Genomic DNA, 24,358 nt, shown 5'->3' with positions numbered 1-24,358 from the left:
CCCGGAATTTGAGATGCTACCGGGTCATGATGTGCTTGACCTGCCACTTCCCATCGATGTTGGAGGTGATGATCACCTGCGGGTAGGTGATCACCTCGCCGTCGGGATGCCATTCGCTCAGATCCACGTCGTACTGGCCCGGCAGGGTCTCGCGGATCTTCACACAGTGCTTGGCGCCGACCGGGATCTTGGAGTCGATGGCGCGCTGCAACCGGTCGGCCTGGGAGATGTCGCCGTCGGGCGAGGCGAACTCGCGCACCTTCGTGCCGGAACGCTCGACGTAGAAGGCGTACTGGAAGCCGAGGATCGCGCGGGCACCCGAGGTGGTGTCACCGGGACCGTTGCTCACCGTGATGGCCGGGTCGGTGGAGGCCGGGCACTCGAAGCCGGGAATCTGCGCGGCGGTGGTCGGCGCCGCGGTGGGCCCCGGATCCTCGCCGCCGCCCCGCTTGACCAGGGCGATCGTCGCCACCAGCGCGACCACGATGAGAACCGCCGCCACGGCACCGCCGATGAGCCACGGCAGCCGCTTGTCGGTCTCCTTCTCCTCGCTGACCGGCGCGACCGGGGTCTTGGGCGCCAGGCGCCGCGCGATCGGGTCGTCGGCCCAGGACAGGCCGGGCTCGGCGGGCGGCTTGGGGACGCCACCGTCGTCGTCCGGGCTGTTCCACCAGGCTTTTTCCTCGTCCTTGCGCTCCACGGGGGGGAGCGGCGGACGCGGCGTCTCCGGGGCGGACATCCGGACGGTCTCCGGCGCGGGCTGACGCACGATGTCGGCGTCGGGTTCCTGACGCGGCGCGGGCCGGTCGCGCCGGATCACCTCGGTGAGCTCACGGCCCGAGGCCACCGGCACCGAGTCACCGAACGGCGAGGCGTCGCGCTGCGGCGGCGCGGGCGGCGGAGTGGCTACGGCGTCACCGAACACCGACGTGGGTGCCGAACGCGGCGGCGTGGGCGGCACCGGAGGGCGGGCGGGCGGCTGCGCCACCGGCGGACCCGGCGGCGGCGCGACGGGCGGCGGACCGGAGACGGGCGCGCCGAACGGGCCCGGCGCACCGGCGGGCGGACCGAACGGACCGGGCGCGGCCGGTTGCCAGCCACGCTCGGGTAGCGCACCGGGCGCAGGCGGTGGCGTCGCGGCTACCGGACCACCGAACCCGGTGGACGCGTCGTCGACCGGTGGGCCGAATTCCCCGAAATCGTTCTCGTCACCTTCGGTGCCCAAGACCAATCCTTTCCCCAGGACACACGTGTGGGGCGGTCGTCAGCCGACCGCCCCACACGTCGTAGGTGTGTGTCAGTACTGGAGCGAGCCACCCCACTGAGTGGTGACACCAGCGACGTTCACCGTCTGAAGCAGCTCCCCCGGCACCGGCAGTGTAGCCTTCGCTGCCGCCTCGAGCGCGGCGGTGCCGCCCGGCTGCGCCTTGATCCAGTTCTCGACCGCCGCCTTGGCCAGATTGGCCTGGGTGGTGTCGAGAACGGTCACGGTGGTGTTGTCGGCCCGGCCGTCGCCACCGTTGAAGGTGGTGACCTTGACCGAGTTCTCGCCGACGTACTCCACCGAGACACCGGCGTCACCGAAACCGCCACCGGGCGCCCGGTAGCCGATGGTGCCGACGTAGCCGTGCTCGTTGTTGTAGTGGTGCGTGTTGGCGAGCAGACCGGGGACCAGACCACCGGCGTCGACGGTCGCGCCGACTTCCTGGTGCGGGCCTTCCATCTCGACGACCGGCGCGGCGGGCGCGTTCTCCAGACGCGGCGCCTGCCACGCGGGTTCCTGCGGCTCCTGCACCAGGGTCTCGCGCGACTCGCCCTCGGAGCCCTCACCGGCGGTGCCCTGATCGGACGGCACGCTCGGCTGGGTCTGCGACGGCTGCGCGGGCGTGGTGGCGCCCGGCTGCTCCGGCGTGGTGGTCTTCTCCTCGCCCGGGGTGGTGGCGCCGGTCTCCGGGTGCACCGCGGGCTGGGCCTGGTTGCCCTGGGACTGACCGGGGACCGGCAGCGGCGCGACGCGCGGGGTGGTGACACCCGGCTGCGACGGCGTGACCTTGGCGGGGGTGTCCTCTTCCGGCTCACCGGGGCCGGGAGTGGTGACACCCGGCTGGGCCGGGGTCGGCTTGGTCTGACCCGGCTTCGCCTTCTCCGGGGTCTCGGTGGTCTCTTCCTCGGGGACGCCGTTCTCCGGCGTCTCCTGGCTTTCGGTGCCCGGCTGCGCAGGCGCCGGGGTGGCGGGTGTGGACGGCTGGTCACTGGGGACCGCGCCGGCCGGCGCCGCAAGAAGGGTTGCCACGGCGGCCGCGGCAGCCAGGGGCAACGACGTGCTGGCCATCGCTCGCTGCGCCCGACTCGGCTTACGATGCTTCACTTTTCGCTAATCCCTTTCCCGGAGGGAATCCCCCACTGCTCCACCACGCGACCTGAACAGATCGCGCCTCGGCCGTGAGTCAACCACATGAGCGCGGGACAGGCAACGCAGCAGTAGCTTTCCCGGCACGGCGAACCCGGCCTGCGAGGATCCTTGTCGAACAAGACAATTCGAAACCCGGCCGCTCAGTGATCCGTCTCACATTCCGGGCGGTCCGCTCAGTCCAGATCGTCGTGGCGCATGAGCAGGCGACCGGCCTCGGTCACCGAACCCGTCAGCGACGGATACACCGAGAAGGTCTGTGCCAGATCGGTGACGGTGAGGTTGTTCTGCACCGCCAGCGCGATCGGCAGGATCAGCTCCGAGGCGATCGGCGCGACCACCACACCACCGATCACCACACCGGTGGCCGGGCGGCAGAAGATCTTGACGAAACCGCGCCGCAGCCCCGACATCTTCGCGCGCGGATTGGTGTTCAGCGGCAGCATCACCGTGCGCGCGGGCACCTCACCGTCGTCGATGGCGGTCTGGCTGACGCCGACCGTCGCGATCTCGGGCCGGGTGAACACCGCCGAGGCCACCGTCTTGAGCCGGATCGGGCTCACACCCTCGCCCAGCGCGTGATACATCGCGATGCGGCCCTGCATGGCCGCCACCGAGGCCAGCGGCAGCAGCCCGGTGCAGTCACCGGCGGCATAGATTCCGGGCACCGAGGTGCGCGAAACCCGGTCGACGCGAAGGTATCCGCCGCGATCGAGTTCGATACCGACCCGGTCCAGACCCAGCTCACCGGTGTTGGGGGTGGAGCCGACAGTCATCAGCGCGTGCGAACCGGTGACGGTGCGCCCGTCCGACAGCTTCACCACGATGCCCTCGGCGGTGCGTTCCACCGCGTCGGCGCGCGCGTGCTTGACCAGCTCGACACCGCGCTCGGCCAGGGCTTCCTCGAGCACCAGGGCGGCGTCGGCGTCCTCGCCGGGCAGCACGCGGTCGCGACTGGACACCAGCTTCACCCGCACACCCATCTCGGTGTAGGCGGAGACGAATTCGGCACCGGTGACGCCGGAACCGACCACCACCAGCGTCTCGGGCAACTCGTGCAGGTCGTAGAGCTGGCGCCAGTTCAGGATGCGCTCGCCGTCGGGTTCGGCGCCCGGCAGCACGCGCGGGCTGGCACCGGTGGCGACGAGCACCACCTCGGCCTCGAACTCCTCGGTGCTGCCGTCGGCGAGCGTGGCCTTGACCCGGTGCGCCAAACCGGCGGCGGGCCCGGTCAATTCGCCGCGACCCGCGAGCAGCCGCACGCCCGCGGCCTGCAACTTGGCGCGGATATCGGAGGACTGGGCCAGCGCGAGCGCCTTGACGCGCCCGTTGACCTCGGGCAGATGCACCTGCGCCTGGCTGGCGTCGATGGTGATGCCCAGGTCACGCGCGCGGCGCAGATCGGTGCGCAACCCGGTGGAGGCGATGAAGGTCTTGGACGGCACGCAATCCCACAGCACACAGGCGCCACCGATGCCGTCGGCGTCGACCAGGGTCACCGAGGCCCCGTGCTGAGCGGCCACCAGTGCCGCCTCGTATCCCGCCGGTCCGCCACCGATGATCGCAATCCGTGCCACAGTCACTCCTGTGCTCGTTGGCGGCGCGGGCGCCGCAGGTCGCGGGCCGGGCCGCGAAGGCTCGTCGGGCTCGCCCTTGTGGGGGTCACCCTGGGTGTCGAGGTTCATCATTTCAGGTGGACTGTGTCGGCATCGCGTCGGCTCGGTGAACAAGTTCGGCGTGTTCGCCGAGTGTGACCGTCAGCCGATCTGGGTGGGAGACGGGGATTCCGCTGCTGTTATTGGCTACAGTTCCTCAGGTGCCGATCTATGCCGCTTACGGGTCCAACATGGACTCGACGCAGATGCTGGAGCGCTGCCCGCATTCGCCCATGTCCGGGACCGGGTGGCTGGAAGGTTGGCGCCTGACCTTCGCCGGTGACGACATCGGCTGGGAAGGGCCGTTGGCCACCGTCGTCGAGGATCCGGGCTCCCGGGTGTTCGTCGTGCTCTACGACGTCTCCCCCGAAGACGAGGAGAGCCTGGATCGCTGGGAGGGCTCGGACTTCGGCATCCACAAGAAGATCCGGATCCGCGTCACCGGCACCCAGGGTGAGTCCCGGCTGGCCTGGCTCTATGTGCTCGACGCCTACGAGGGCGGCCTACCCTCGGCCCGCTACATCGGCGTCATAGCCGACGCGGCCGAAAAGGCGGGCGCCCCCGAGGACTACGTCCACGCGCTGCGCACCCGCAACAGCAAGAACGTGGGCCCCGGGGCTTAGCCGCCTCCCCGCGAATTCTGGCCAGACCGACCGGCCGCTGACCTCGCGTCGGCGGCCGTCGGTTTCGCGGTGACCGGGTCAGCCCGTCCCCGGTGAGTTACCCATGTGCTCTCGTGCTGCTGTTCATGCCTGGAGGACGATGTTCGTCAAGGTTCGCACGCCGACCGCCAGGGCTCTCTCGTCGATGTCGAAGGTCGGCTGGTGCAGGTCGAGTTGTTCGCCGGTGCCCGACCAGACGCCCAGGCGGCCCATGGCGCCCGGCGCTTCCTCCAGGTACCAGGAGAAGTCCTCGCCGCCGCCGGACTGGGGGGTGTCGGCGAGCGCGTCCGGGCCAAGGGCCAGCACGGCGTTCTCGAACATCAGGGCCGAGGTGGGGTCGTTGACCACCGGCGGCACGCCGCGCTTGTAGTTGAGCTGGTAGCGCACGCCGGTGGGGGCCAGCAGGCCGTCGATGATCTCGCGGACCAGCGGCTCCAGCAGCAGCCAGGTGGCGTGGTCGCCGGTGCGGACCGTGCCGGTGAGCATGCCGGTCTGCGGAATCGCGTTGGGCGCCTTGCCCGCGCTGACCGCGCCCCACACCATGATCGTGCTGGTCCGCGGGTCGACCCGGCGGCTGAGCAGCCCGGGCAGCCCGGTGATGACGGTGCCGATGGCATAGACCAGATCGCTGGTCAGATGCGGGCGCGAGGTGTGCCCGCCGGGCGAGTCCAGCACCAGTTCGACGGTGTCGGCGGCCGAGGTGATCGCCCCGGTCCGTAAACCCACCTTGCCGACTTCGAGGCGTGGATCGCAGTGCAGGGCGAAGATGCGGTCCACCCCGTCCATGCCCCCCGCGGCGACCACGTCGAGGGCACCACCGGGCATGACCTCCTCGGCGGGCTGGAACACCAGCCGCACGCCGACCGGCAGGTACGCCTCGGCCTCGGCCAGCGCCAGCGCGGCACCCAGCAGCACGGTGGTGTGCGCGTCGTGGCCGCAGGCGTGCGAGACGCCGGGCACGGTGGAGGCGAAGCTCAGGCCGGTGAACTCCTGCATCGGCAGGGCGTCCATGTCGGCGCGCAGCGCGATGCGCGGGGCGTCGGTGGGGCCCAGGTCGCAGAGCAGGCCGGTGCCGCCGGGCAGCGTCTGCCAGGTCAGGCCCGCCTTGCTCAGCCAGCCGGCGACGAACTCCGTGGTGGCGAACTCCGCGCGCGAGAGTTCGGGGTTGGCGTGGATGTGTCTGCGCCATTGCACCAGGTCACCGGTGTGTTCGGCCAGCCACGCGTCGACGATCTCGGTTCCCGGCATCCCGTCTCGTTCGGCGTCCGGCATGGTCGGGACCACCGTGGTCGCGCGCGTCACCGCGGTGACGCCCAGCGCGACCGCGTCCGCCTCGGCGTGGGTGGTGCCCGGATGGCCGGAGATGCTCACCGAATGTCCTCCTGTCGTTCGACCAGAGTGTGCAACAACCTGTCCCTGTGTACTTCATCGCGTGCCACCGCGACAGCGGTACGCGCCAGTGCGAGTGCGCCGTCGAGCACCGCGCGGTCGGCCGAGGCGTTCACCGCGGCGGCGGCGAACTCCGGCTGATGGGTCACCGCGCCACCGGCGTCGATGCCGATCACCGGGTGTATACCGGGGATGACATTGGTGACGTTGCCCATGTCGGTACTGCCGAGCGGACGCAGACCCTCGAGTTCGGGGGCGATCGGCAGCCGTCCCAGGCCGGTGATCTGCGCGCGATACAGCGCCGACAGCGCCGGATCGGGCGTGAGCTCGGTGTAGGTGGGCGCGAGCGTCCGGATCTCGTGGGTGCAACCGGTCGCCAGGGCGCCCGCCTCGAAGCACGCCTTCGCTCGGCGCATCAGGTCGTCGAGGGACACGGCATCGGTCGCGCGCAGATAGTAGAGCAGTTCCGCCCGCCCGGGCACGATGTTGGGGGCTACGCCACCGTCGGCGACTATACCGTGCAGTTGCTGGCCCGGCCGCAGGTGCTGGCGCAGCAGACCCAGCGCGACCTGCGTCAAGGTCACCGCGTCACCGGCGTTGCGGCCCAGTTCGGGCGCCGCGCTGGCGTGCGCCTCACGGCCGTGGAAGGTGATGGCCAGATCGGCCAGCGCCAGCGAGCGCGCGCCGACGATGTCGCTGGGGCCGGGGTGCACCATCAGCGCCATCGCGATGTCGTCCAAGGCGCCGGCCTCCAGCATGAGCACCTTGCCGCCGCCGCTCTCCTCGGCCGGGGTGCCGAGCACGACCACGGTCAGGCCCAGCTCGTCGGCGACCTCGGCCAGTCCGAGCGCGGCGCCGACCGCGGTCGCGGCGATGATGTTGTGCCCGCAGGCGTGCCCGATCTCGGGCAGCGCGTCGTATTCGGCGCAGAGGCCGACGGTGAGCGGGCCGCTGCCGTAGACGGCGCGGAAGGCGGTGGGCAGCCCGGCCACGCCGGTGGTGACGGCGAAACCCCGCGCGACCAGCGGTTCCAGGATCTTGGCGACGCTGCGGGTCTCGGCGAAGGCGAGTTCCGGTTCGGCGTGGATCGCGTGCGAGAGCGCGATCAGCTCGTCGGAGGCCGCGCGGATCGCGGTATCGGCCGCGGTGGCCGAGAATTCGCCGGTGCGCGAGGGTGCCATACCAACCAGTCTCGCATCAGTCCTAGTTCCGGGCGCACCGGCGAGGCGGCTCAGCTGCCGAAGGGCAGGTTCTCCGGGGTGACCGGGGTGGCCAGCGCGGCCAGTGCCTCGGCGTGCAGATCGGTCTTGATGATCGGGGTGATCGGCTTGCGCAGGCTGGTCAGCGCGGCGGCGCGGGCGATGGCGGTCGAGAGCACCTCGTCGGCCTCGGCCTTGGCGTCGACGATGCCCGCGGCGATCGCCTCGTCGGCGGCGAAGCGGTGGCCGGTGGTCATCGCCCGCACGCACACCTGGTTGGCGAGCCGGTTCTTCAGCAGGCCGTTCATGCCGACGGTGAAGGGCATGCCCAGGTGCACCTCGGGCAGCGACCAGAAGCCGCGGTCACCTCGCATCACCCGGAAGTCGTGCGAGGTGGCCAGCATGGCACCGGCGCCGAAGGCATGACCGTTGATCGCGGCGACGGTGGGCATCGGGAAGGTCAGCAGGCGGGTGTAGAGGGTGTGCACCCGGTCGAGGTAGCCGTGGATCTTGTCCAGGTTGCCGAAGACCCAGTCGGTGTCGAGACCGTTGCTGTAGAACTTGCCGGTCGCGACCGTCACCAGGGCGGCGGGGCCTTCCGCGGCCTCGACCTCGTCGAGGGCGGCGTGGAAGGCGTCGATCCAGCCCGGCGAGAAACGGTTCTCGTTGTCGGTCTCCCCCTCGTTCCCGAGGTACAGGACGAACACATCACCAGAGCGCTCCAAATACGGCATGCAGGGAAGAATAAACGCCGCTGGCAGCCACCCCTTACTCGCGGGTAGCAAGCGCGGGGGCGACAGGTCGCGCCGCCCGCCCATAGACTTCCCCCATGCTTGCCGAACAGGCCGCTCAGGCGATCGCCGAACGTACGGGAGTGCCGCGTCATCGCGTGGCCGTGGTGCTGGGATCGGGGTGGCAGGCGGCGGCGGCCGAGATCGGCGCGCCGCGCGCCTCGATCGCCATGCCGGAGTTACCCGGCTTCGGCACACCCACCGCCCAGGGCCACGGCGGCATGGTCCACTCCCTCCAGGTCGACGCCACCGACGTCCTGCTGCTGATGGGCCGCCAGCACCTCTACGAGGGCTACACGCCCCAGCAGGTGGTCCATCCGGTGACCGCCGCGATCGCCGCGGGCGCCGAGATCGTGCTGCTCACCAATGCCGCGGGCGGTATCCGCCCCGGCCTGCGAGTCGGCGAGCCGGTGCTCATCGCCGATCACCTCAACCTCACCGCGCGCACCCCCCTCGAAGGCGCGCGCTTCGTCGACTTGGTCGACGCCTGGGACCCCGAACTGCGCGCGCTGGCCAGAGAACTCGACCCGAGCCTGAGCGACGGCGTCTACGCCGGGCTCACCGGCCCGCAGTACGAGACGCCCGCCGAGATCCGCATGCTGGCCACCCTCGGCGCCGACCTGGTCGGCATGTCGACGGTGCTCGAGGCGATCGAGGCGCGCTCGCGCGGGGCGCGGGTGCTGGGCATCTCGCTGGTCACCAATCTGGCGGCGGGCGTCACCGGCGAGCATCTCTCGCACGCGGAGGTATTGGCCGAGGGCCAGGCGGCGGCACCCCGGCTCGGCAAGCTGCTGCGCGGAATCCTGGAGCGGGTGTAGATGCTGCGTTTCGGGACGGCGGGCCTGCGCGGACCGCTGGTGGACGGTCCGGACGGGATGAACGTGGCGACGGTGTCACGGGCGACGGCCGGGCTGGCCGCCTGGCTGCGCGAGCGCTGCCTCGGCGGCGGCGCGGTGGTCGTCGGACGCGATGCCCGGCACGGCTCGGCCGAATTCGCCACCGCCACCGCCGAGATCTTCACGGCCGCGGGCTTTCCGGTGACGCTGCTGCCCGAACCCGTCCCCACCCCGGTCGTGGCCTTCGCGGTGCGCGAACTCGGCGCGGAGGCCGGGGTGCAGATCACCGCCTCGCACAATCCGCCCACCGACAACGGCTACAAGGTCTACCTCGACGGCGGCTCCCAGCTCATCGCCCCCGCCGACACCGAGATCGAGCGGTGCATCGAGCAGGTCACCGAGCCGATCGCCCGCGAACCCGTCGCCGTGTCCGGCGCCGAGCTGGTCGAGCGCTACCTGGCCCGCGTCGCCGCCCTGCCCCGGCTGCTCGGCGGCCCCGGCGAACGGGCCGACGTGCGGATCGCGCTCACCGCGCTGCACGGCGTCGGCGGCGAACTCGCGGTGCGCGCCCTGGCCGCGGCCGGGTTCACCGACGTGCACGTGGTCGACGAGCAGTACGCGCCCGACCCCGACTTCCCCACCGTCGCCTTCCCCAACCCCGAGGAACCCGGCGCCGCCGACCTGCTGCTCGCGCTGGCCGCCCGCGTGGACGCCGATCTGGCCATCGCCCTCGACCCCGACGCCGACCGCTGCGCCCTCGGCGTCCCCGGCCCCGACGGGTGGCGGATGCTGCGCGGCGACGAAACCGGCGTCCTGCTGGCCGATTACGTGCTGCGCACCCGGCCCGCCGACCCGCTGGTGGCCACCACGCTGGTGTCCTCGCGGATGCTGAGCAAGCTCGCCGCCGCCCGTTCGGCCCGCTACGCCGAGACGCTGACCGGCTTCAAATGGCTGGCCAGAGCGGGCGAAGGGCTGGTCTACGCCTACGAGGAGGCCATCGGCCACTGCGTCGACCCGTCGACCGTCCGCGACAAGGACGGCATCTCCGCCGCCGTCGCCGCGGCCGACCTGGTCGCCCTGCTCACCGCCGAGGAGGGTTCCCTGCTCGGCGAACTCGACTCCTACGCCGTCGAATTCGGCCTGCACAGCGGCGGCCAGGTCTCCCTGCGCCTGCCCGACCAGGCCGCCGCGACCGCCCGCACCGCCGCCCTGCGCGCCACCCCACCCAGCGAGATCGCGGGCACCCCGGTGAAGTTCATCGACCAGTCCCAGATCCGCGGCCGCCTGCGCACCGACGCCCTGATCTTCGAGGCCGACGACTTCCGCCTCGTCGTCCGCCCGTCGGGCACCGAGCCCAAACTCAAGTGCTACCTCGAGGTCTTCACCCCGGCCCCCGACCACGCGGCCCTGCCCGAGGCCCGACGCCGTGCCGCGCACCGTCTGGCCGAGCTCGAAACGTTCTGCCACACCCTGGCGAACGAGTAAGGACCGGCCATCGTGCGATGCTCGCAATGCGGTGAGACCAAGCTCTAACCATCTGGAGTTGTTCGCGCGGCCGCGATGAGGCCGTGGGTTCAGCGGGGGCCGAATTGGCGGTCGCCCGCGTCGCCGAGGCCGGGGACGATGTAGGCGTTCTCGTTGAGTCTCTCGTCGACGGCGGCGGTGACCAGGCGGACCGGCAGGCCCGAGTCGGCCAGGGCGGCAATGCCTTCGGGGGCGGCGACCACGCAGACGGCGGTGATGTCGGTGGCGCCGCGGGCGGCCAGGAGTTCGAGGGTGTGGCGCATGGAGCCGCCGGTCGCGAGCATCGGGTCGAGGACGAACACCGGCAGGCCGGTCAGGTCCTCCGGCAGCGATTCCAGGTAGGGCACCGGCTGATGGGTCCGCTCGTCGCGGGCGATGCCGACGAACCCGACCCGGGCCTGCGGGACCAGATCGGCGGCCGCGTAGACCATGCCCAGGCCCGCGCGCAGCACCGGAACCAGCAGCGGTGGGGCGGCCAGCCGCACGCCCTCGGTCACCGCGACCGGCGTGTCGATGGGCTCGCGCAGCACGGGCGCGTCGCGCAGTGCCTCGTACATGAGGATGCCGGTGAGGTCGCCCAGAGCATTGCGGAAGGTGGCGTTGTCGGTGCGCGCGTCGCGCATGGTGCTGAGCAGCGTCGCGGCGAGTGGATGGTCGACAGTGTCGGTGCGCATGAAAAAACGATAGGGTCGCCAGGCGCTGCCGGTGTGGCCGCTGGGGAAATTTTCGGGTCCGAGGGAACCGAATGCGGCGGCGGCGCGTCCAAACTGATGAATGACGTACTCTGCCCGGAAACTCGAGGATTGGGGGAAGTTCGATGCGGAAGATGTCGGCGGATGCCGAGGGCATCGTCGCCTACAGCGCACAAGCCGGAACGATATCCACGGAACTGGCGACGGCGGCGGCCGGTGCGGTGGCCTCCGATCCCACGCTGCTCGGCCCGATCATGGGTTTGATCGGCGGTGACTTCGTCACCGCCTACTCCGCGGCGCACGCGGGCCACGTGGCCTCGATCGCGCAGCTCTCGGCGGTCATGGCGAGCATGGGTGCGGCCACGGCCAGCGCGGCAACCACCCTCGTCGACACCGACCTGAACAACGCCGCCCCGCTCACCGCGGCCACCGGCGACCTGGGTGCGGGCGCATGATCGACCTCTCCGGCCTGGCCCAGCCGCTGGCCGACCTGCTCTCGAGTTTCGGCACCGGCGTCCTCGGCAACGGCGGCGCCTCCGACGGCCTGCGGGCCACGTCGACCAATCTCGACCAGATCTATCAGCTCGGCCGCAACAGCATCAACAACGTCAACACCGCCTGGGACGGCCAGGCCGTCGACGCGGCCACCGCCAAGGCGCTGCGCGTGCAGAACTCCTCGGCCAACCTGTCCGACAACGGCACCGGCATGGCGACCGTGCTCGACCAGGCCGCCGCCTACGTGCAGACCGGGCAGAAGGAACTCGACACCATCGTCCAGTCCTTCCTCACCGATGTCTCCGCGCTCAGCCCCACCCTGGGCACCCCGGTCGGCCTGGCCGCGGTGGTGAGTTCGGCGATCGACCACATCGGCCAGGGCCTGGGCGTCGTCGGCCGGGTGCAGGACGAGCTGGGCACCCAGACCGCCGCCATCCAGGAACTCACCCCGGCACCGTCGAGCACGTCGCTGGCCAGCGTGTCCAGCGGCGCGACCAACCTGGCGTCCACCGCGAGCTCGAGCCTGCTGTCCACGGCGGCGAGCACGGGCGGTTCGCTGCTCAGCACGGTCGGTTCGTCGCTGTCGTCGGTGATGAGCTCCTCGACCACCAGCGGCTCGAAGACCACCACCCAGGGCACCACGAACGGTTCCAAGACCACCACCACGCCCGGCACCACCACCGGGTCCGCGGGCGACGGCACCGGCGTCAAGATCACCCTGCCCGACGGCAGCGTGGTCGAGGCGCCCAACGAGAAGGCCGCCACCGCGGTGCGCTCGGCCATCAGCGCCTGCGGCACGCCGTACGTCTGGGGCGGCAACGACCCCAACTCGGGTATCGACTGCAGTGGTCTCACCAAGTACGCCTACGGCGAGGCGGGCGTCGAACTGCCCCGGCTCGCCCAGGAGCAGCACATCGGACATCCTCAGGTTTCCCCCGGTGACCTGCAACCGGGCGACCTCGCCGTGTGGGACGGCCACGTCGCCATGGTGGTCGGCAACGGGCAGCTCGTCGAGGCCGGCGACCCGGTCTCGATCAGTTCCATCCGAACGGAGAACAGTGGTATGGAGTTCTACGGCTTCTACAGGCCGACCGAATGACCGGCGCGCCGATGCCCGAGGTTCCCAATGTGGAGACCGCGGTCAGCAGCAACAGGTCGGGCACCATCTCGGTCCGCGCGACCAGCATGGGCATGCCGATCGCGATCAAGTTCGAGCGCAGCGAATACCAGTACGGTGCGCAGGCGCTGGCCGATGAGATCCTGCGCCTGACCAAGCGCTCGACCATCGCCGCGGCCGCGCGGCTGCGCGAGGTCTACAGCGAGCAGGCCGGCATCCCCGATCAGCTGCTGGACAAGATGAACCTGCCGACCAGGCGCCAGGCGGTCGAGGAACTCGACCGCATCGATGACGCCGACACCGGCCAGACGAGTTGGATGAGGCCGCTGTGAGCGCGGAAATGGACGCCCTGGTCGCCGGGGTCACCGGAAAGCTCGAGGCGCTCGAGGCCGCGCTCTACGGGCTCAAGCAGGTCAACGGGCGTTTCACCACCGAGGACGGGCTGGTCACCGCCGAGGTGAACAGCGACGGCGCCCTGGTCGCGCTGTCGCTGGACGAGGGCATCACCGCCCTGGCTCCCCCGGAGGCCGCGCAGCTGATCCTCTCGGCCTGCAGGCAGGCCACCGAGACCGCCGGTGCCGAGCGTTCCAACATCATTGCGACACTGAACGAATCGCTCACCGGAGGCGCCGCGCAGCCCGCGGAGCGATTAGCACCCGGGCCGGATAGTGCCCAGCGCTGAAGCTCGATAGGCTTCGCGTCATGGCTTCTGGAGACATCGTCCCGATCGAGCTCGGTCTGACCGATGGCGATCTCGTCACCCTGTGGGCTCCGCGCTGGCGCGACGGTGACGACGAGTGGGAGGCGTTCCTCGGTCACGAGGACGACCTCTACGGTTTCGAGTCGGTGGCGGAGCTGGCGGCGTTCATCCGCACCGACTCCGACAACGATCTCGTCGAGCATCCGTCGTGGGCGGTGATCGCCGGGTTGTCGGCGGCCGAACTGGAGCCGGAGGAGAACTTCAGCTTCGACCTGGTCGCCGTGCCCGAGCTGGCCGCGGGCGACCCCGATGCCGAGGTGGTCGGCGAGCTCGAGGACACCCTGGCGATGGTGCGCAATATCGGCGAGGTGTGCGAGCTCGACGTGGTCACCAAGTTCTTCGGTGACAACCCGGTGCTCGAGACCCTGGCCGGCGGCGTGCACACCTACGCCGGCCGCGACGGCGAGGAGCTGTGGGACCAGCTCGGTGCCGCCATCGTCAAGGGCTGGGACGACGTGCTCGACGCGATCGACGGCGTGGTCACCACGCCCGAGGTCGACGCGGCCGCGGTCGCTGTCGCCGAGGCGGAGCTGCTGGCCGCCGAGGAGAACGAGGTCGACGCCGACGACGTCGCCGAGGAGGACGAGGAGTTCGAGAACGTCGACCTCACCGCCGACGACGAGGACGACGACGAGGACGAGTCCTTCTGGCACGAGGTCGGCATCGACCCGGTCAAGATCGTCACCTCCGACGGCGAGCACTACACCCTGCGCTGCTACCTCGACGACGAGCCGATCTTCCTCGGTGACGGCCGCAGCATCACGGTCTTCGGCTCCGAGCGCGCGCTGGCCCGCTACCTGGCCGACGATCACGAGCACGAGCTGGCCCGGGTCTCCACCTTCGCCGAGGTGCAGACCGCCGCGGTCGACGGTTCGCTCGAGATCGAGGTGACCGACGAGAACGTCTACGTGCTCACCGGCCTGGTCGACGACCTCGCCGAGGGCCCGGAGGCGGTCGACATCGAACAGCTCGACCTGGCGGTGGAGCTGATCACCGACGCCGCCGACTACGCCGGTGACGACAGCGTGGAAAAGGCGCTGGCGTCGTCGAATCCGCTGGGCTGGTACGTCTCCTACCTGCTCAACCCGGACCCGAACCGGATGGCGCCGAACCCGCCGTTCGCTGGCGAGGCCCAGTCCTTCCGTGACCTGCAGCGTGCCTTCGAGGCGCGGCTGGTCAGCGAGTAGGACCCGACGAACGCGGGGGCGGTGCCGATCCGGCGCCGCCCCTGATCGCGTTCTCAGCCGAGCAGGACCGCGTAACCCGGCTTGATCACCTCGTCGATGATCTTCAGCCGGTCCGGGAACGGGATGAACGCCGACTTCATGGCGTTGATGGTGAACCGTTCCAGATCGCTCCAGCCGTAGCCGAAGGTGTCGACCAGTTTGAGCATCTCCTGGCTCATGGTGGTGTCGCTCATCAGCCGGTTGTCGGTGTTGACGGTGACGCGGAAGCGCAGCCGGGCCAGCAGGTCGAAGGGATGCTTGTCCAGCGAGGGCACCGCGCCGGTCTGCACATTCGACGAGGGACACAGTTCCAGCGGCACCCGCATATCGCGCACGTAGTTCGCTACCAGGCCCAACCGGGCGTCCTCGACGGCACCGGGAACGCTGATGTCGTCGGTGATCCGCACCCCGTGGCCGAGCCGGTCGCACCCGCAGAACGCCAGCGCCTCGTGGATCGAGGGCAGCCCGAAGGCCTCGCCCGCGTGAATCGTGAAGTGCGCGTGGTTGGCTCGCAGATATTCGAAGGCGTCGAGGTGGCGGGTGGGCGGGAACCCGGCCTCGGCGCCCGCGATGTCGAATCCGCCCACGCCCGCGTCCCGGAAACGCACCGTGAGCTCGGCGATCTCGCGCGAACGGGCCGCGTGGCGCATGGCGGTGAGCAGACAGGTCACCCGGATGGCGTTGCCCTGTTCGGCCGCGATGGCCTCGCCCTCCCGGAATCCGGCGAGCGTGTGCTCGACGACCTCGTCGAGGGTGAGCCCCTTCTCCAGGTGCTGTTCGGGCGCGAACCGCACCTCGGCGTAGACCACCCCGTCGGCGGCCAGGTCGATCGCGCATTCCCTGGCGACCCGGCGCAGGCCCTCGGGTGTCTGCATCACGGCGACGGTGTGGGCGAAGGTCTCCAGGTACCGCTCCAGCGAGCCGCTGTCGGCGGCGTCACGGAACCAGGCGCCCAGGCTCGCGGCGTCGGCGGCGGGTAGCTGGTCGTAGCCGCAGTCCGCGGCGAGCTCGAGCACCGTCGCCGGGCGCAGACCACCGTCGAGGTGATCGTGCAGCAGGGCCTTGGGCGCTTGTCGGATCGAAGCGAGGTCGAGGGGCATCGGTCCAGTCATACGGAAACGTTAGCTGGGAGTCCGCGTCCCCGCGACGCATCCGCGGCTACCCGATCCGCTCGAGCACCAGCTCGCCCGGTTTGCCGTCCGGGTCGGCCTCGATCGTCACCGTGCCGTCGAGCACGCGCAGCGCGTCGGCGAAGGCGTCGGGGGTGTCGGTGTGCAGGGTGAGCAGCGGCTGACCGGCCACGACGGTGTCGCCGGGCTTGGCGTGCATCTGCACCCCGGCGCCCGCCTGCACGGCCTCGCCCTGCCTGGCTCGGCCCGCGCCGAGGCGCCACGCGGCCAGCCCGACACCCATCGCGTCCAGGCGCGTGAGCACCCCGTCCTCGGTCGCCCGCACGATCTCGGTGTGCCGCGCCACCGGCAGCGTCGCGTCCGGATCACCGCCCTGCGCGACGACCATCGCCCGCCAGTGGTCCATCGCGCGGCCGTCGGCGAGGACATCGGCGGGGTCGACATCCAGCCCGGCCAGCTCGACCATCTCGCGGGCCAGCGTCAGCGTCAGCTCGACCACGTCGGCCGGTCCCCCGCCCGCCAGCACCTCGACCGATTCGGCCACTTCGAGCGCGTTGCCCGCCGTGCGCCCGAGCGGGGTGTCCATGGCGGTGAGCAGCGCGACCGTGCGCGTTCCGGCGTCGCGGCCGAGTTCGACCATGGCGGTGGCGAGCTCTCTGGCCTCCTCGACGGTCTTCAGGAAGGCCCCGCAACCCACCTTGACGTCGAGGACCAGCGCCGCCGTCCCCTCGGCGATCTTCTTACTCATGATCGAGCTCGCGATCAGCGGGATCGACTCGACCGTCCCGGTGACATCGCGCAGCGCGTAGAGCCGCTTGTCGGCGGGCGCCAGATCGGCACCGGCCGCGCACACCACCGCGCCGATCGCCGGGTCGGCGAGGATCTCGCGCATCCGCGTCACGCTGACATCGGCCCGCCAGCCGGGGATCGACTCGAGTTTGTCCAGCGTGCCGCCGGTGTGCCCGAGCCCGCGCCCGGACAGCTGCGGCACCGCCGCCCCGCAGGCCGCCACCAGCGGGGCCAGCGGCAGGGTGATCTTGTCGCCGACGCCGCCGGTCGAATGCTTGTCGACGGTGGGCCGGGGCAGATCGGTGAAGTCCATCCGGCTGCCGGAGGCGATCATCGCCGCCGTCCACCGGGCGGTCTCGCGCCGGGTCATCCCCCGCCACAGGATCGCCATGGCCAGCGCCGACATCTGCTCGTCGGCCACGATCCCCCGGGTGAACCCGTCCACCACCCAGTCGATCTGCTGGTCGGTGAGCTCCCCACCGTCGCGCTTCCCCCTGATGATCGATACCGCGTCCAGTCCGCCTCCCCGCGCCTTCAGGCCAGACCCAGGAGCGGATCGGCTCACACCGGCGACCGGCGGCAGGTGGGTAGAGCGTTCGTTCGTCCCCGGCGAGTTACCCATGTGCACACTAAATCAGTGGTTACCGGCCTTTGTCAGTCCGACCGGCCGCCAGATCGTCGGGCCCGAACGCGGAGGGCAGCAGCGCGCCCAGCGTCAGCGGGCCCTCGCCGTGCGCAACGAGCAGGTCCGCGCCGCCGTGCTCGAACAGCAGCTGGCGGCACCGCCCGCAGGGCATCAGGATTTCCCCCCGGGAATCGGTCACCGACACCGCGATGAGACGGCCGCCACCCGTCGCAAATAAGTTACCGACGAGTACACATTCGGCACACAGCGTTAGTCCATATGAGACATTTTCCACATTGCATCCGCTCACAATTCGGCCGTCCGCGGTGAGAGCAGCGGCGCCGACCGGGAATCCCGAGTAAGGCGCATACGCCTGATGCATAGCCTGAATTGCCTTGTCATGCAAGGTATTCCACTCGATTTCGGACATCAAGAACCTCCAGCCGATCCCGCCGAACGCGTCGGCGAACGGGCCTGCGCACCAGTATCCGACAAGGAGAAAGGTAAACCTAACTCGGCCGTTTCGCACGCAACGCGCGGCACGCCGAATTAGTTCCGCGAAACAGAGAGGATTAGAGTTCACCGAAGATCGGTTCAGGTTCCCGGCGGCGGGCCAGCGCTCGAGAACACAGCGCAGCCACCTGGGCATTTGCCTCTCCACGCATGCCGGCGTCGGATCTGTGACCGGGTCCATCAACGACGTTGGAGGCACCGCACTCTATGAGCACGATAGAAGCTCCGGCTCCGGCCCAGCCGAAGCGTAAGACGCTGTACCGCGGCGACCCGGGCATGTGGTCGTGGGCGCTGCACCGGATCACCGGTGTCATGCTGTTCTTCTTCCTCTTCGTCCACGTGCTGGACACCGCGCTGGTCCGGGTCAGCCCCGAAACCTACGACCACGCGATCGAGCTCTACAAGACGCCGCTGGTCGCCCTCATGGAGATGGGCCTGGTCGTCGCGGTGCTCTACCACGCGCTCAACGGCGTCCGCCTGATCCTGGTCGACTTCTGGGCGCAGGGCCCGCGCTTCCAGAAGCAGATGCTGTGGGTCGTGCTGACCATCTGGGTTCTGGTCTCCGCCGCCGGCGTCGGCCGCCAGTTCTTCTACCTGCTGACGGAGCACTGATATGTCTGCACCTGTCCTCGGCAAGTCCTACGACCGCCCCGCCAGCCTGGACGCCCCCCGCTCCCCCCGGGGCACGACCAACGGCAACTTCGAGAAGTACGCGTGGCTGTTCATGCGCTTCTCCGGCCTGCTGCTGATCGTGCTGGTGATCGGCCACATGTTCATCATGCTGATGATCGACGGTGGCGTGAACCGGCTGAACTTCGCGTTCATCGCCGGCCGCTGGTCCAGCCCGTTCTGGCAGTTCTGGGACCTGACCATGCTCTGGCTGGCCCAGCTGCACGGCGGCAACGGTCTGCGGACCGTCATCGATGACTACTCCCGCAAGGACTCCACCCGGTTCTGGCTCAAGACCGTCCTCGCGGTCTCGATGATCCTGGTGATGAGCGTCGGCACGTACGTCATCTTCACCTTCGACCCCAACATCACCGGTTAGGAACAGGCCACCTCGCATGAGTGAATCCCGTCCGATTCAGGAGCATCGCTACGACGTCGTCATCGTCGGCGCCGGTGGCGCGGGCATGCGCGCGGCGATCGAGGCGGGCCCCCGGGCTCGCACCGCGGTCCTGACCAAGCTGTACCCGACCCGCAGCCACACCGGCGCGGCCCAGGGCGGCATGTGCGCCGCACTGGCCAACGTCGAAGAAGACAACTGGGAATGGCACACCTTCGACACCGTCAAGGGTGGTGACTACCTGGTCGACCAGGACGCCGCGGAGATCATGGCCAAGGAGGCCATCGACGCGGTGATGGACCTGGAGAAGATGGGCCTGCCGTTCAACCGCACGCCCGAGGGCAAGATCGACCAGCGCCGTTTCGGTGGCCACACCCGTGACCACGGCAAGGCGCCGGTGCGTCGCGCGTGTTATGCCGCCGACCGCACCGGTCACATGATCCTGCAGACGCTCTACCAGAACTGCGTCAAGCACGACGTCGAGTTCTACAACGAGTTCTACGTGCTCGACCTGGTGATGACCGAGTCCGAGCGCGGCCCCGTCGCCACCGGCGTCGTCGCCTACGAGCTGTCCACCGGCGAGATCCACGTCTTCCACGCGAAGTCGATCGTGTTCGCCACCGGCGGCTCGGGCCGCATGTACAAGACCACCTCGAACGCGCACACGCTGACCGGTGACGGCATGGCGATCGTGTTCCGCAAGGGCCTGCCGCTCGAGGACATGGAATTCCACCAGTTCCACCCGACAGGTCTCGCGGGCCTGGGCATCCTCATCTCCGAGGCGGTCCGCGGTGAGGGTGGCATCCTGCGCAACGCCTCCGGCGAGCGCTTCATGGAGCGCTACGCCCCCACCATCAAGGACCTCGCCCCGCGTGACATCGTCGCCCGCTCGATGGTGCTCGAGGTGCTCGAGGGCCGCGGCGCCGGGCCGAACAAGGACTACGTCTACATCGACGTGACCCACCTCGGCGAGGACGTGCTCGAGGAGAAGCTGCCCGACATCACCGAGTTCGCCCGCACCTACCTGGGCGTGGACCCGGTGACCGAGCTGGTGCCGGTCATGCCGACCTGCCACTACGTCATGGGCGGTATCCCGACCAAGATCCGTGGCGAGGTGCTGCGCAACAACACCGACGTGGTCCCCGGCCTCTACGCCGCCGGTGAGTGCGCCTGCGTGTCCGTGCACGGCGCCAACCGCCTGGGCACCAACTCGCTGCTCGACATCAACGTCTTCGGCCGCCGCGCAGGCATCGCCGCCGCGGAGTACGCCAACCGCACCGAGTTCGTCGAGATGCCGGAGAACCCGGCGCTGATGGTGCAGGACTGGCTGGCGCTGATCCTGTCCGACCACGGCAACGAGCGGGTGGCCGACATCCGCACCGAGCTGCAGTACTCGATGGACATGAACGCCGCGGTGTTCCGCACCGAGGACACCCTCAAGCAGGCCCTCACCGACATCCACGCGCTCAAGGAGCGCTACACCCGGATCACGGTGCAGGACAAGGGCAAGCGCTACAACAGCGACCTGCTCGAGGCCGTCGAGCTGGGCTTCCTGCTCGAACTGGCCGAGGTCACCGTCGTCGGCGCGCTCAACCGCAAGGAATCGCGCGGCGGCCACGCCCGCGACGACTACCCGAACCGTGACGACGTCAACTTCATGCGGCACACGATGGCCTACAAGGTCGGTCCGGAGCTCATCTCCGATATCCGCCTCGACTTCAAGCCGGTGGTGCAGACCCGCTACGAGCCGATGGAGCGTAAGTACTGATGACTGCTGTAGCCGAACCCGTCACCCAGAAGCCCGCGCCCGTTCCCGAGGGCTCGGTCATGGTCACCGTCAAGGTGGCCCGGTTCAGCACCGAGAACGACAAGGGCGCCTACTGGGATTCGTTCCAGGTGCCGGTCCTGTCGACCGACCGATTCCTCAACGTGCTGATCTACATCAAGTCCTATCTGGACGGCACCCTCACCTTCCGGCGCTCCTGCGCCCACGGTGTGTGCGGTTCGGACGCGATGCGGATCAACGGCGTGAACCGGCTGGCCTGCAAGGTCCTGATGAAGGACCTGCTGCCCAAGGGCGACAAGACCCTCACCATGACCGTCGAGCCCATCCGCGGCCTGCCCGTGGAGAAGGACCTCGTCGTCGACATGGAGCCGTTCTTCGACGCGTTCCGTGCCGTCAAGCCGTACCTGATCACCTCGGGTAACGAGCCCACCCGCGAGCGCATCCAGTCCCAGCACGACCGCGCCCGCTTCGACGACACCACCAAGTGCATCCTGTGCGCCTGCTGCACCACCTCCTGCCCCGTGTACTGGAGCGACGGCAGCTACTTCGGCCCGGCCGCGATCGTGAACGCCCACCGCTTCATCTTCGACAGCCGCGACGAAGCCGCCCGCGAGCGCCTCGACATCCTCAACGACGTCGAAGGCGTCTGGCGCTGCCGCACCACCTTCAACTGCACCGACGCCTGCCCCCGCGGCATCGAGGTCACCAAGGCCATCCAGGAAGTCAAGCGAGCCCTCCTCTTCGCCCGCTGACCTCCCCCGGTCCTGCCGAAGGCCGCCTTCATCTTCCGATGAGGGCGGCCTTCGCCGTTCGCGGGCGGCAGCAGGGCTTTCACGCTCAGGTGGCCAGTGTTCCGACCACCAGTGCGGGGAGGGTGATCAGGTAGGCGATCGCGCTGTAGCGGAATACCTTGTCGGACACGGGGCCACCGCCGCGGCCGGTGAGGGCCTGCAGTGGGCTGGTGGAGTCGTTGTCGCCGCCGTCTTCCAGGGTCGACGCGCATGCCAACAGGAGCGTGTCGGCGGTGATGAGCAGCGGCCACAGTGTGGGTGGGGCGGCGAATCCGGCGAAGATCAGCGGTCCGAACACGATGGCAGGCAGCAGGCCCAGGGTGATTGCGCTGAGGATGACGCCGAGGATGGCGAACCAGCCGAATGCGGTGAGTCGCAGGAGCAGTGCCAGGGCGACGACGCCGATCTGGATGAAGCCCATCGCCGTGGTGGTCACCGAAACGAGCGTACCGACGTCAGCCGGGGGCGCAGGCGCGTCCGCTCCGAGTTCGCGACGCCGCCTGTTCGTTCACAGCCTTCCGGGGAGGACGCACCCCTGGCTGCCTAATAGCAGGACGCCGCGTCCAGGACTGCCGAGCGGTAGGAGCGGCCGAAGAGGATGGCGTGGACGAGCAGGATGGGGAGCTGGTGCAAGGGGATGCGAGTACGCCAGTCGGGGGCAAGGGGGTAAATGTCGTTGTAGGCGGCGAGGATTCGGGACAGGTGGGGCGCGCCGCCGAAGAGGTGGAGGCTGGCGAGGTCGGTTTCACGGTGGCCCGCGTGGGCGGCGGGGTCGATGAGCCAGGGAGTGTCGGCGGGGCCCCAGAGGACATTGCCGGGCCAGAGGTCGCCGTGGATGCGGGACGGGGGTTCGGTGGGGGCTTCGATGGGCATGGATTCGACGCGGGTGGCGTCGGCGGGGTCGAGGGCGCCCGCGTCGACGGCGAGTTTCAGATACGGGAGGATGCGGCGCTCGCGGAACCAGGTGGGCCAGTCGTCGCCAGGGGTGTTGTCCATGGGTAGACCGGCGAGAAACCCGACCTCTGTGGGGACACCCGGCGCATCGGCACTGGACACCGGCGCGCCGAAGTGGGCCGCACCCGCCCGGTGGGTGACGGCCAGCGCAGCCCCGAAGCGTTCGGCGGCCACGATGGTCGGTTCCCGGTGGTCGATCCAAGCCATGAGCAGCAGCTCGTCGGTAGCCGCGTAGACCTCGGGCACCGCGACACCCCCGGGCACCCGAAGCCAGTCGAGCCCGGCGGCCTCGGCGGCGAACAGGCCCGGCGGGGCGGGCGACGGCTCGCCGGTGGGCGCCGCCGAGACCCCACCGGGCCAGGTCTTGAGGAACAGGTGGGTGCCGTCGTCGAGGACGAGCCGCTCGGCGACGCTGATCGAGCCGCCGGCGACCGGCGTGGTGCGCAGTCGCTGATGGGCCAGGAAGGTCGGCAGCAGGTGCGGGTGCGCACGCAGGAACGGCAGGTCCACCCGGCCATCTTGCCCACAACACGGGCACACCGGCAGCGAACAGGCCGGATCACCTCGATGACCACATTGGTTAACAGGTATTACTAAACGCTGTTCACCACACGCTCGAGCGTGGTTTCATGGTCCCGGAACGTGTTCTACATCACCGGCGAGGGCCGCGTGACGGACCGGAGGAGACACCCGTGATCAGCCCGAACATCCCGGCAGGATTCGATTTCACCGATCCCGATCTGCTGGCCGCCCGACTGCCCGTCGAGGAGTTCGCCGAGCTGCGGCGCACCGCGCCGGTCTGGTGGTGCGCCCAGCCCGACCGGGCCAGCGGCTTCGACGACGGCGGCTACTGGGTCGTCTCGAAACTGGCCGACATCAAGGAGATCTCCAAGAACCCCGAGGACTTCTCCTCCCACGAGAACACCGCGATCATCCGGTTCAACGAGGAGACCACCCGCGAGCAGATCGACATGCTCGGCAACATGCTCATGCTGAATCTGGATCCGCCGCAGCACACCAAGATCCGGCGCATCGTGTCCAAGGGGTTCACCCCGCGCGCGGTGGAGAACCTGCGCGCCGCGCTCACCGAACGCGCCGAACGCATCGTGTTCGAGGCCAAGCGGGAAGGTCGCGGCGACTTCGTCGAGCAGGTGGCCGTCGAACTGCCGTTGCAGGCGATCGCCGAACTGCTCGGGGTGCCGCAGGAAGACCGCCGCAAGATCTTCGACTGGACCAATCAGATGATCTCCTACGACGATCCGGAGTTCGAGGGCAATCACCACACCGCCACCGCCGAGGTGATGGGCTACGCCTGGAACATGGCCGAGCAGCGGCGCGGCTGCCCGGCGGCCGACATCGTCACCCAGCTGGTGAACGCCGACATCGACGGCGAGCACCTGGGCTCCGACGAGTTCGCCTTCTTCGTCATCCTGCTCGCTGTCGCGGGCAACGAGACCACCCGCAACTCGATCACCCACGGCATGAAGGCCTTCGTCGACAATCCCGAGCAGTGGGAGCTCTACAAGCAGCAGCGCCCGCGCACCGCGCCCGACGAGATCGTGCGCTGGGCCACCCCGGTGACCGCCTTCCAGCGCACCGCCACCCGCGATCTCGAGCTGGGTGGACAGCAGATCAGGAAGGGCCAGCGCGTCGGGCTGTTCTACAGCTCGGCCAATTTCGACGAAGACGCCTTCACCGACCCGTTCCGCTTCGACGTGCTGCGCAACCCCAATCCGCACGTCGGCTTCGGCGGCACCGGCACGCACTACTGTGTCGGCGCCAATCTGGCCCGCCTAGAGATCGATCTGATGTTCAATGCCATCGCCGACGCGATGCCGAACCTGCGTCAGGTCGCCGATCCGGTGCGGCTGCGCACCGGCTGGCTCAACGGCATCAAGCGCTGGGAAGTCGAATACGCTTGAGCCGCGGGTCTATCGAGGGAGGGGCG

25 protein-coding genes are annotated in these 24,358 nt (G+C 69.7%); 13 read left to right on the top strand and 12 right to left on the bottom strand.

The genetic code is table 11. The annotated features are described in order from the left end of the window. Positions 1–16: 16 nt before the first annotated feature. The 3 genes from ACWEMY_RS03470 to ACWEMY_RS03460 all read right to left on the bottom strand — a co-directional run bounded on the left by ACWEMY_RS03470 (position 17) and on the right by ACWEMY_RS03460 (position 3,987). Positions 17–1,225 (bottom strand): hypothetical protein, encoded by a 1,209-nt coding sequence (locus ACWEMY_RS03470; protein WP_452388705.1) that lies wholly within the window; start codon positions 1,223–1,225, stop codon positions 17–19. A gap of 72 nt (positions 1,226–1,297) precedes the next feature. Then, entirely contained in the window at positions 1,298–2,332 is a 1,035-nt protein-coding gene (locus ACWEMY_RS03465) for a hypothetical protein (RefSeq protein ID WP_375934779.1), read from the bottom strand. 254 nt (positions 2,333–2,586) lie between these two features. After that, positions 2,587–3,987, bottom strand: coding sequence for an NAD(P)H-quinone dehydrogenase (locus ACWEMY_RS03460; RefSeq protein ID WP_452388704.1), 1,401 nt, complete (start codon positions 3,985–3,987; stop codon positions 2,587–2,589). A gap of 239 nt (positions 3,988–4,226) precedes the next feature. Here ACWEMY_RS03460 and ACWEMY_RS03455 point away from each other — a divergent pair, with 239 nt between their 5' ends. Continuing rightward, positions 4,227–4,688 carry a gamma-glutamylcyclotransferase gene (locus tag ACWEMY_RS03455; protein ID WP_375934777.1) on the top strand — a complete coding sequence of 154 codons (462 nt, stop codon included), beginning with the start codon at positions 4,227–4,229 and terminating at the stop codon, positions 4,686–4,688. 123 nt (positions 4,689–4,811) lie between these two features. On the opposite strand, the gene ACWEMY_RS03450 is transcribed toward ACWEMY_RS03455, so the two are convergent. From ACWEMY_RS03450 to ACWEMY_RS03440, 3 genes are all read right to left on the bottom strand, one after another. Then, positions 4,812–5,975, bottom strand: coding sequence for an amidohydrolase (locus ACWEMY_RS03450; protein ID WP_375935722.1), 1,164 nt, complete (start codon positions 5,973–5,975; stop codon positions 4,812–4,814). Positions 5,976–6,094: 119 nt separating this feature from the next. Further along, a complete protein-coding gene (locus ACWEMY_RS03445) occupies positions 6,095–7,297 on the bottom strand; it encodes a M20 family metallopeptidase (RefSeq protein WP_452388703.1) in 1,203 nt (400 codons plus the stop codon). A 50-nt stretch (positions 7,298–7,347) separates the two neighbouring features. Beyond that, complete coding sequence (locus tag ACWEMY_RS03440; protein ID WP_452388702.1) at positions 7,348–8,049, bottom strand: enoyl-CoA hydratase-related protein; 702 nt, start codon at positions 8,047–8,049, stop codon at positions 7,348–7,350. A 95-nt stretch (positions 8,050–8,144) separates the two neighbouring features. Between ACWEMY_RS03440 and ACWEMY_RS03435 the strand changes: the two genes are divergently transcribed. Then, entirely contained in the window at positions 8,145–8,924 is a 780-nt protein-coding gene (locus ACWEMY_RS03435) for a purine-nucleoside phosphorylase (RefSeq protein WP_452388701.1), read from the top strand. Continuing rightward, positions 8,925–10,427: a phospho-sugar mutase gene (locus ACWEMY_RS03430; RefSeq protein ID WP_452388700.1), complete on the top strand. Its 1,503-nt coding sequence runs from the start codon at positions 8,925–8,927 to the stop codon at positions 10,425–10,427. It begins immediately after the preceding gene. Positions 10,428–10,516: 89 nt separating this feature from the next. On the opposite strand, the gene upp is transcribed toward ACWEMY_RS03430, so the two are convergent. Continuing rightward, positions 10,517–11,140: a uracil phosphoribosyltransferase gene (gene upp / locus ACWEMY_RS03425; protein ID WP_452388699.1), complete on the bottom strand. Its 624-nt coding sequence runs from the start codon at positions 11,138–11,140 to the stop codon at positions 10,517–10,519. A gap of 152 nt (positions 11,141–11,292) precedes the next feature. Here upp and ACWEMY_RS03420 point away from each other — a divergent pair, with 152 nt between their 5' ends. From ACWEMY_RS03420 to ACWEMY_RS03400, 5 genes are read left to right on the top strand one after another with little or no spacing between them, the layout of a single operon-like run. Then, positions 11,293–11,613 (top strand): hypothetical protein, encoded by a 321-nt coding sequence (locus ACWEMY_RS03420; RefSeq protein ID WP_452388698.1) that lies wholly within the window; start codon positions 11,293–11,295, stop codon positions 11,611–11,613. Beyond that, positions 11,610–12,752, top strand: a complete 1,143-nt coding sequence (locus ACWEMY_RS03415) for an NlpC/P60 family protein (protein ID WP_452388697.1) — start codon at positions 11,610–11,612, stop codon at positions 12,750–12,752. Before ACWEMY_RS03420 ends, ACWEMY_RS03415 begins: the two co-directional genes overlap by 4 nt. An 11-nt stretch (positions 12,753–12,763) precedes the next feature. After that, positions 12,764–13,102 (top strand): hypothetical protein, encoded by a 339-nt coding sequence (locus ACWEMY_RS03410; RefSeq protein WP_452388696.1) that lies wholly within the window; start codon positions 12,764–12,766, stop codon positions 13,100–13,102. Further along, a complete protein-coding gene (locus ACWEMY_RS03405; protein WP_375934749.1) occupies positions 13,099–13,452 on the top strand; it encodes a YbaB/EbfC family nucleoid-associated protein in 354 nt (117 codons plus the stop codon). Before ACWEMY_RS03410 ends, ACWEMY_RS03405 begins: the two co-directional genes overlap by 4 nt. A 20-nt stretch (positions 13,453–13,472) precedes the next feature. Then, positions 13,473–14,717 (top strand): primosomal protein, encoded by a 1,245-nt coding sequence (locus ACWEMY_RS03400; protein WP_452388695.1) that lies wholly within the window; start codon positions 13,473–13,475, stop codon positions 14,715–14,717. A 53-nt stretch (positions 14,718–14,770) separates the two neighbouring features. Here ACWEMY_RS03400 and ACWEMY_RS03395 read toward each other — a convergent pair whose 3' ends face one another. From ACWEMY_RS03395 to ACWEMY_RS03385, 3 genes are read right to left on the bottom strand one after another with little or no spacing between them, the layout of a single operon-like run. Beyond that, positions 14,771–15,868, bottom strand: coding sequence for an adenosine deaminase (locus ACWEMY_RS03395; RefSeq protein WP_452388694.1), 1,098 nt, complete (start codon positions 15,866–15,868; stop codon positions 14,771–14,773). A 46-nt stretch (positions 15,869–15,914) separates the two neighbouring features. Next, complete coding sequence (locus ACWEMY_RS03390) at positions 15,915–17,297, bottom strand: thymidine phosphorylase (protein ID WP_452388693.1); 1,383 nt, start codon at positions 17,295–17,297, stop codon at positions 15,915–15,917. A 19-nt stretch (positions 17,298–17,316) separates the two neighbouring features. Then, positions 17,317–17,730 carry a cytidine deaminase gene (locus ACWEMY_RS03385; protein ID WP_452388692.1) on the bottom strand — a complete coding sequence of 138 codons (414 nt, stop codon included), beginning with the start codon at positions 17,728–17,730 and terminating at the stop codon, positions 17,317–17,319. Positions 17,731–18,020: 290 nt separating this feature from the next. On the opposite strand from ACWEMY_RS03385, the gene sdhC reads away from it, so the two are divergent. Genes sdhC through ACWEMY_RS03365 form a run of 4 tightly spaced genes read left to right on the top strand, consistent with a single transcriptional unit; the run spans position 18,021 to position 21,417 of the window. Then, positions 18,021–18,425, top strand: a complete 405-nt coding sequence (gene sdhC, locus ACWEMY_RS03380; protein WP_278265052.1) for a succinate dehydrogenase, cytochrome b556 subunit — start codon at positions 18,021–18,023, stop codon at positions 18,423–18,425. Position 18,426: 1 nt separating this feature from the next. Continuing rightward, positions 18,427–18,861 (top strand): succinate dehydrogenase hydrophobic membrane anchor subunit, encoded by a 435-nt coding sequence (locus ACWEMY_RS03375; RefSeq protein ID WP_278265051.1) that lies wholly within the window; start codon positions 18,427–18,429, stop codon positions 18,859–18,861. Between the two features lie 34 nt (positions 18,862–18,895). After that, positions 18,896–20,647, top strand: a complete 1,752-nt coding sequence (sdhA, locus tag ACWEMY_RS03370) for a succinate dehydrogenase flavoprotein subunit (RefSeq protein ID WP_375935719.1) — start codon at positions 18,896–18,898, stop codon at positions 20,645–20,647. After that, positions 20,647–21,417 (top strand): succinate dehydrogenase iron-sulfur subunit, encoded by a 771-nt coding sequence (locus ACWEMY_RS03365; RefSeq protein ID WP_375934732.1) that lies wholly within the window; start codon positions 20,647–20,649, stop codon positions 21,415–21,417. The genes sdhA and ACWEMY_RS03365 overlap by 1 nt, the downstream gene beginning before the upstream one ends. Before the next feature lie 85 nt (positions 21,418–21,502). Here ACWEMY_RS03365 and ACWEMY_RS03360 read toward each other — a convergent pair whose 3' ends face one another. Together ACWEMY_RS03360 and ACWEMY_RS03355 are read right to left on the bottom strand one after the other, a co-directional pair. After that, positions 21,503–21,892: a hypothetical protein gene (locus tag ACWEMY_RS03360; protein WP_452388691.1), complete on the bottom strand. Its 390-nt coding sequence runs from the start codon at positions 21,890–21,892 to the stop codon at positions 21,503–21,505. Between the two features lie 107 nt (positions 21,893–21,999). Further along, the gene (locus tag ACWEMY_RS03355; RefSeq protein WP_452388690.1) at positions 22,000–22,920 is read right to left on the bottom strand and encodes a fructosamine kinase family protein; all 921 of its coding nucleotides are present in this window, start codon (positions 22,918–22,920) and stop codon (positions 22,000–22,002) included. 182 nt (positions 22,921–23,102) lie between these two features. On the opposite strand from ACWEMY_RS03355, the gene ACWEMY_RS03350 reads away from it, so the two are divergent. Next, the gene (locus tag ACWEMY_RS03350; RefSeq protein WP_375934721.1) at positions 23,103–24,332 is read left to right on the top strand and encodes a cytochrome P450; all 1,230 of its coding nucleotides are present in this window, start codon (positions 23,103–23,105) and stop codon (positions 24,330–24,332) included. Positions 24,333–24,358: the final 26 nt, after the last annotated feature.

The organism is Nocardia sp. NPDC004415 (genome assembly GCF_053602435.1).
The sequence above is the reverse complement of the archived record's forward strand: the minus strand, read 5'-3'. Positions and strand labels throughout refer to the sequence as shown.

What these genes read in the sequence shown, in the direction of transcription:
- ACWEMY_RS03465 (WP_375934779.1), bottom strand. Translation starts at nt 2,332, where the DNA reads ATGGCCAGCACGTCGTTGCCCCTGGCTGCCGCGGCCGCCGTGGCAACC.
- ACWEMY_RS03450 (WP_375935722.1), bottom strand. Translation starts at nt 5,975, where the DNA reads ATGCCGGGAACCGAGATCGTCGACGCGTGGCTGGCCGAACACACCGGT.
- ACWEMY_RS03445 (WP_452388703.1), bottom strand. Translation starts at nt 7,297, where the DNA reads ATGGCACCCTCGCGCACCGGCGAATTCTCGGCCACCGCGGCCGATACC.
- ACWEMY_RS03440 (WP_452388702.1), bottom strand. Translation starts at nt 8,049, where the DNA reads ATGCCGTATTTGGAGCGCTCTGGTGATGTGTTCGTCCTGTACCTCGGG.
- ACWEMY_RS03435 (WP_452388701.1), top strand. Translation starts at nt 8,145, where the DNA reads ATGCTTGCCGAACAGGCCGCTCAGGCGATCGCCGAACGTACGGGAGTG.
- ACWEMY_RS03430 (WP_452388700.1), top strand. Translation starts at nt 8,925, where the DNA reads ATGCTGCGTTTCGGGACGGCGGGCCTGCGCGGACCGCTGGTGGACGGT.
- upp (WP_452388699.1), bottom strand. Translation starts at nt 11,140, where the DNA reads ATGCGCACCGACACTGTCGACCATCCACTCGCCGCGACGCTGCTCAGC.
- ACWEMY_RS03420 (WP_452388698.1), top strand. Translation starts at nt 11,293, where the DNA reads ATGTCGGCGGATGCCGAGGGCATCGTCGCCTACAGCGCACAAGCCGGA.
- ACWEMY_RS03415 (WP_452388697.1), top strand. Translation starts at nt 11,610, where the DNA reads ATGATCGACCTCTCCGGCCTGGCCCAGCCGCTGGCCGACCTGCTCTCG.
- ACWEMY_RS03410 (WP_452388696.1), top strand. Translation starts at nt 12,764, where the DNA reads ATGCCCGAGGTTCCCAATGTGGAGACCGCGGTCAGCAGCAACAGGTCG.
- ACWEMY_RS03400 (WP_452388695.1), top strand. Translation starts at nt 13,473, where the DNA reads ATGGCTTCTGGAGACATCGTCCCGATCGAGCTCGGTCTGACCGATGGC.
- ACWEMY_RS03395 (WP_452388694.1), bottom strand. Translation starts at nt 15,868, where the DNA reads ATGACTGGACCGATGCCCCTCGACCTCGCTTCGATCCGACAAGCGCCC.
- ACWEMY_RS03390 (WP_452388693.1), bottom strand. Translation starts at nt 17,297, where the DNA reads ATGGGTAACTCGCCGGGGACGAACGAACGCTCTACCCACCTGCCGCCG.
- ACWEMY_RS03385 (WP_452388692.1), bottom strand. Translation starts at nt 17,730, where the DNA reads ATGTCCGAAATCGAGTGGAATACCTTGCATGACAAGGCAATTCAGGCT.
- sdhC (WP_278265052.1), top strand. Translation starts at nt 18,021, where the DNA reads ATGAGCACGATAGAAGCTCCGGCTCCGGCCCAGCCGAAGCGTAAGACG.
- ACWEMY_RS03375 (WP_278265051.1), top strand. Translation starts at nt 18,427, where the DNA reads ATGTCTGCACCTGTCCTCGGCAAGTCCTACGACCGCCCCGCCAGCCTG.
- ACWEMY_RS03365 (WP_375934732.1), top strand. Translation starts at nt 20,647, where the DNA reads ATGACTGCTGTAGCCGAACCCGTCACCCAGAAGCCCGCGCCCGTTCCC.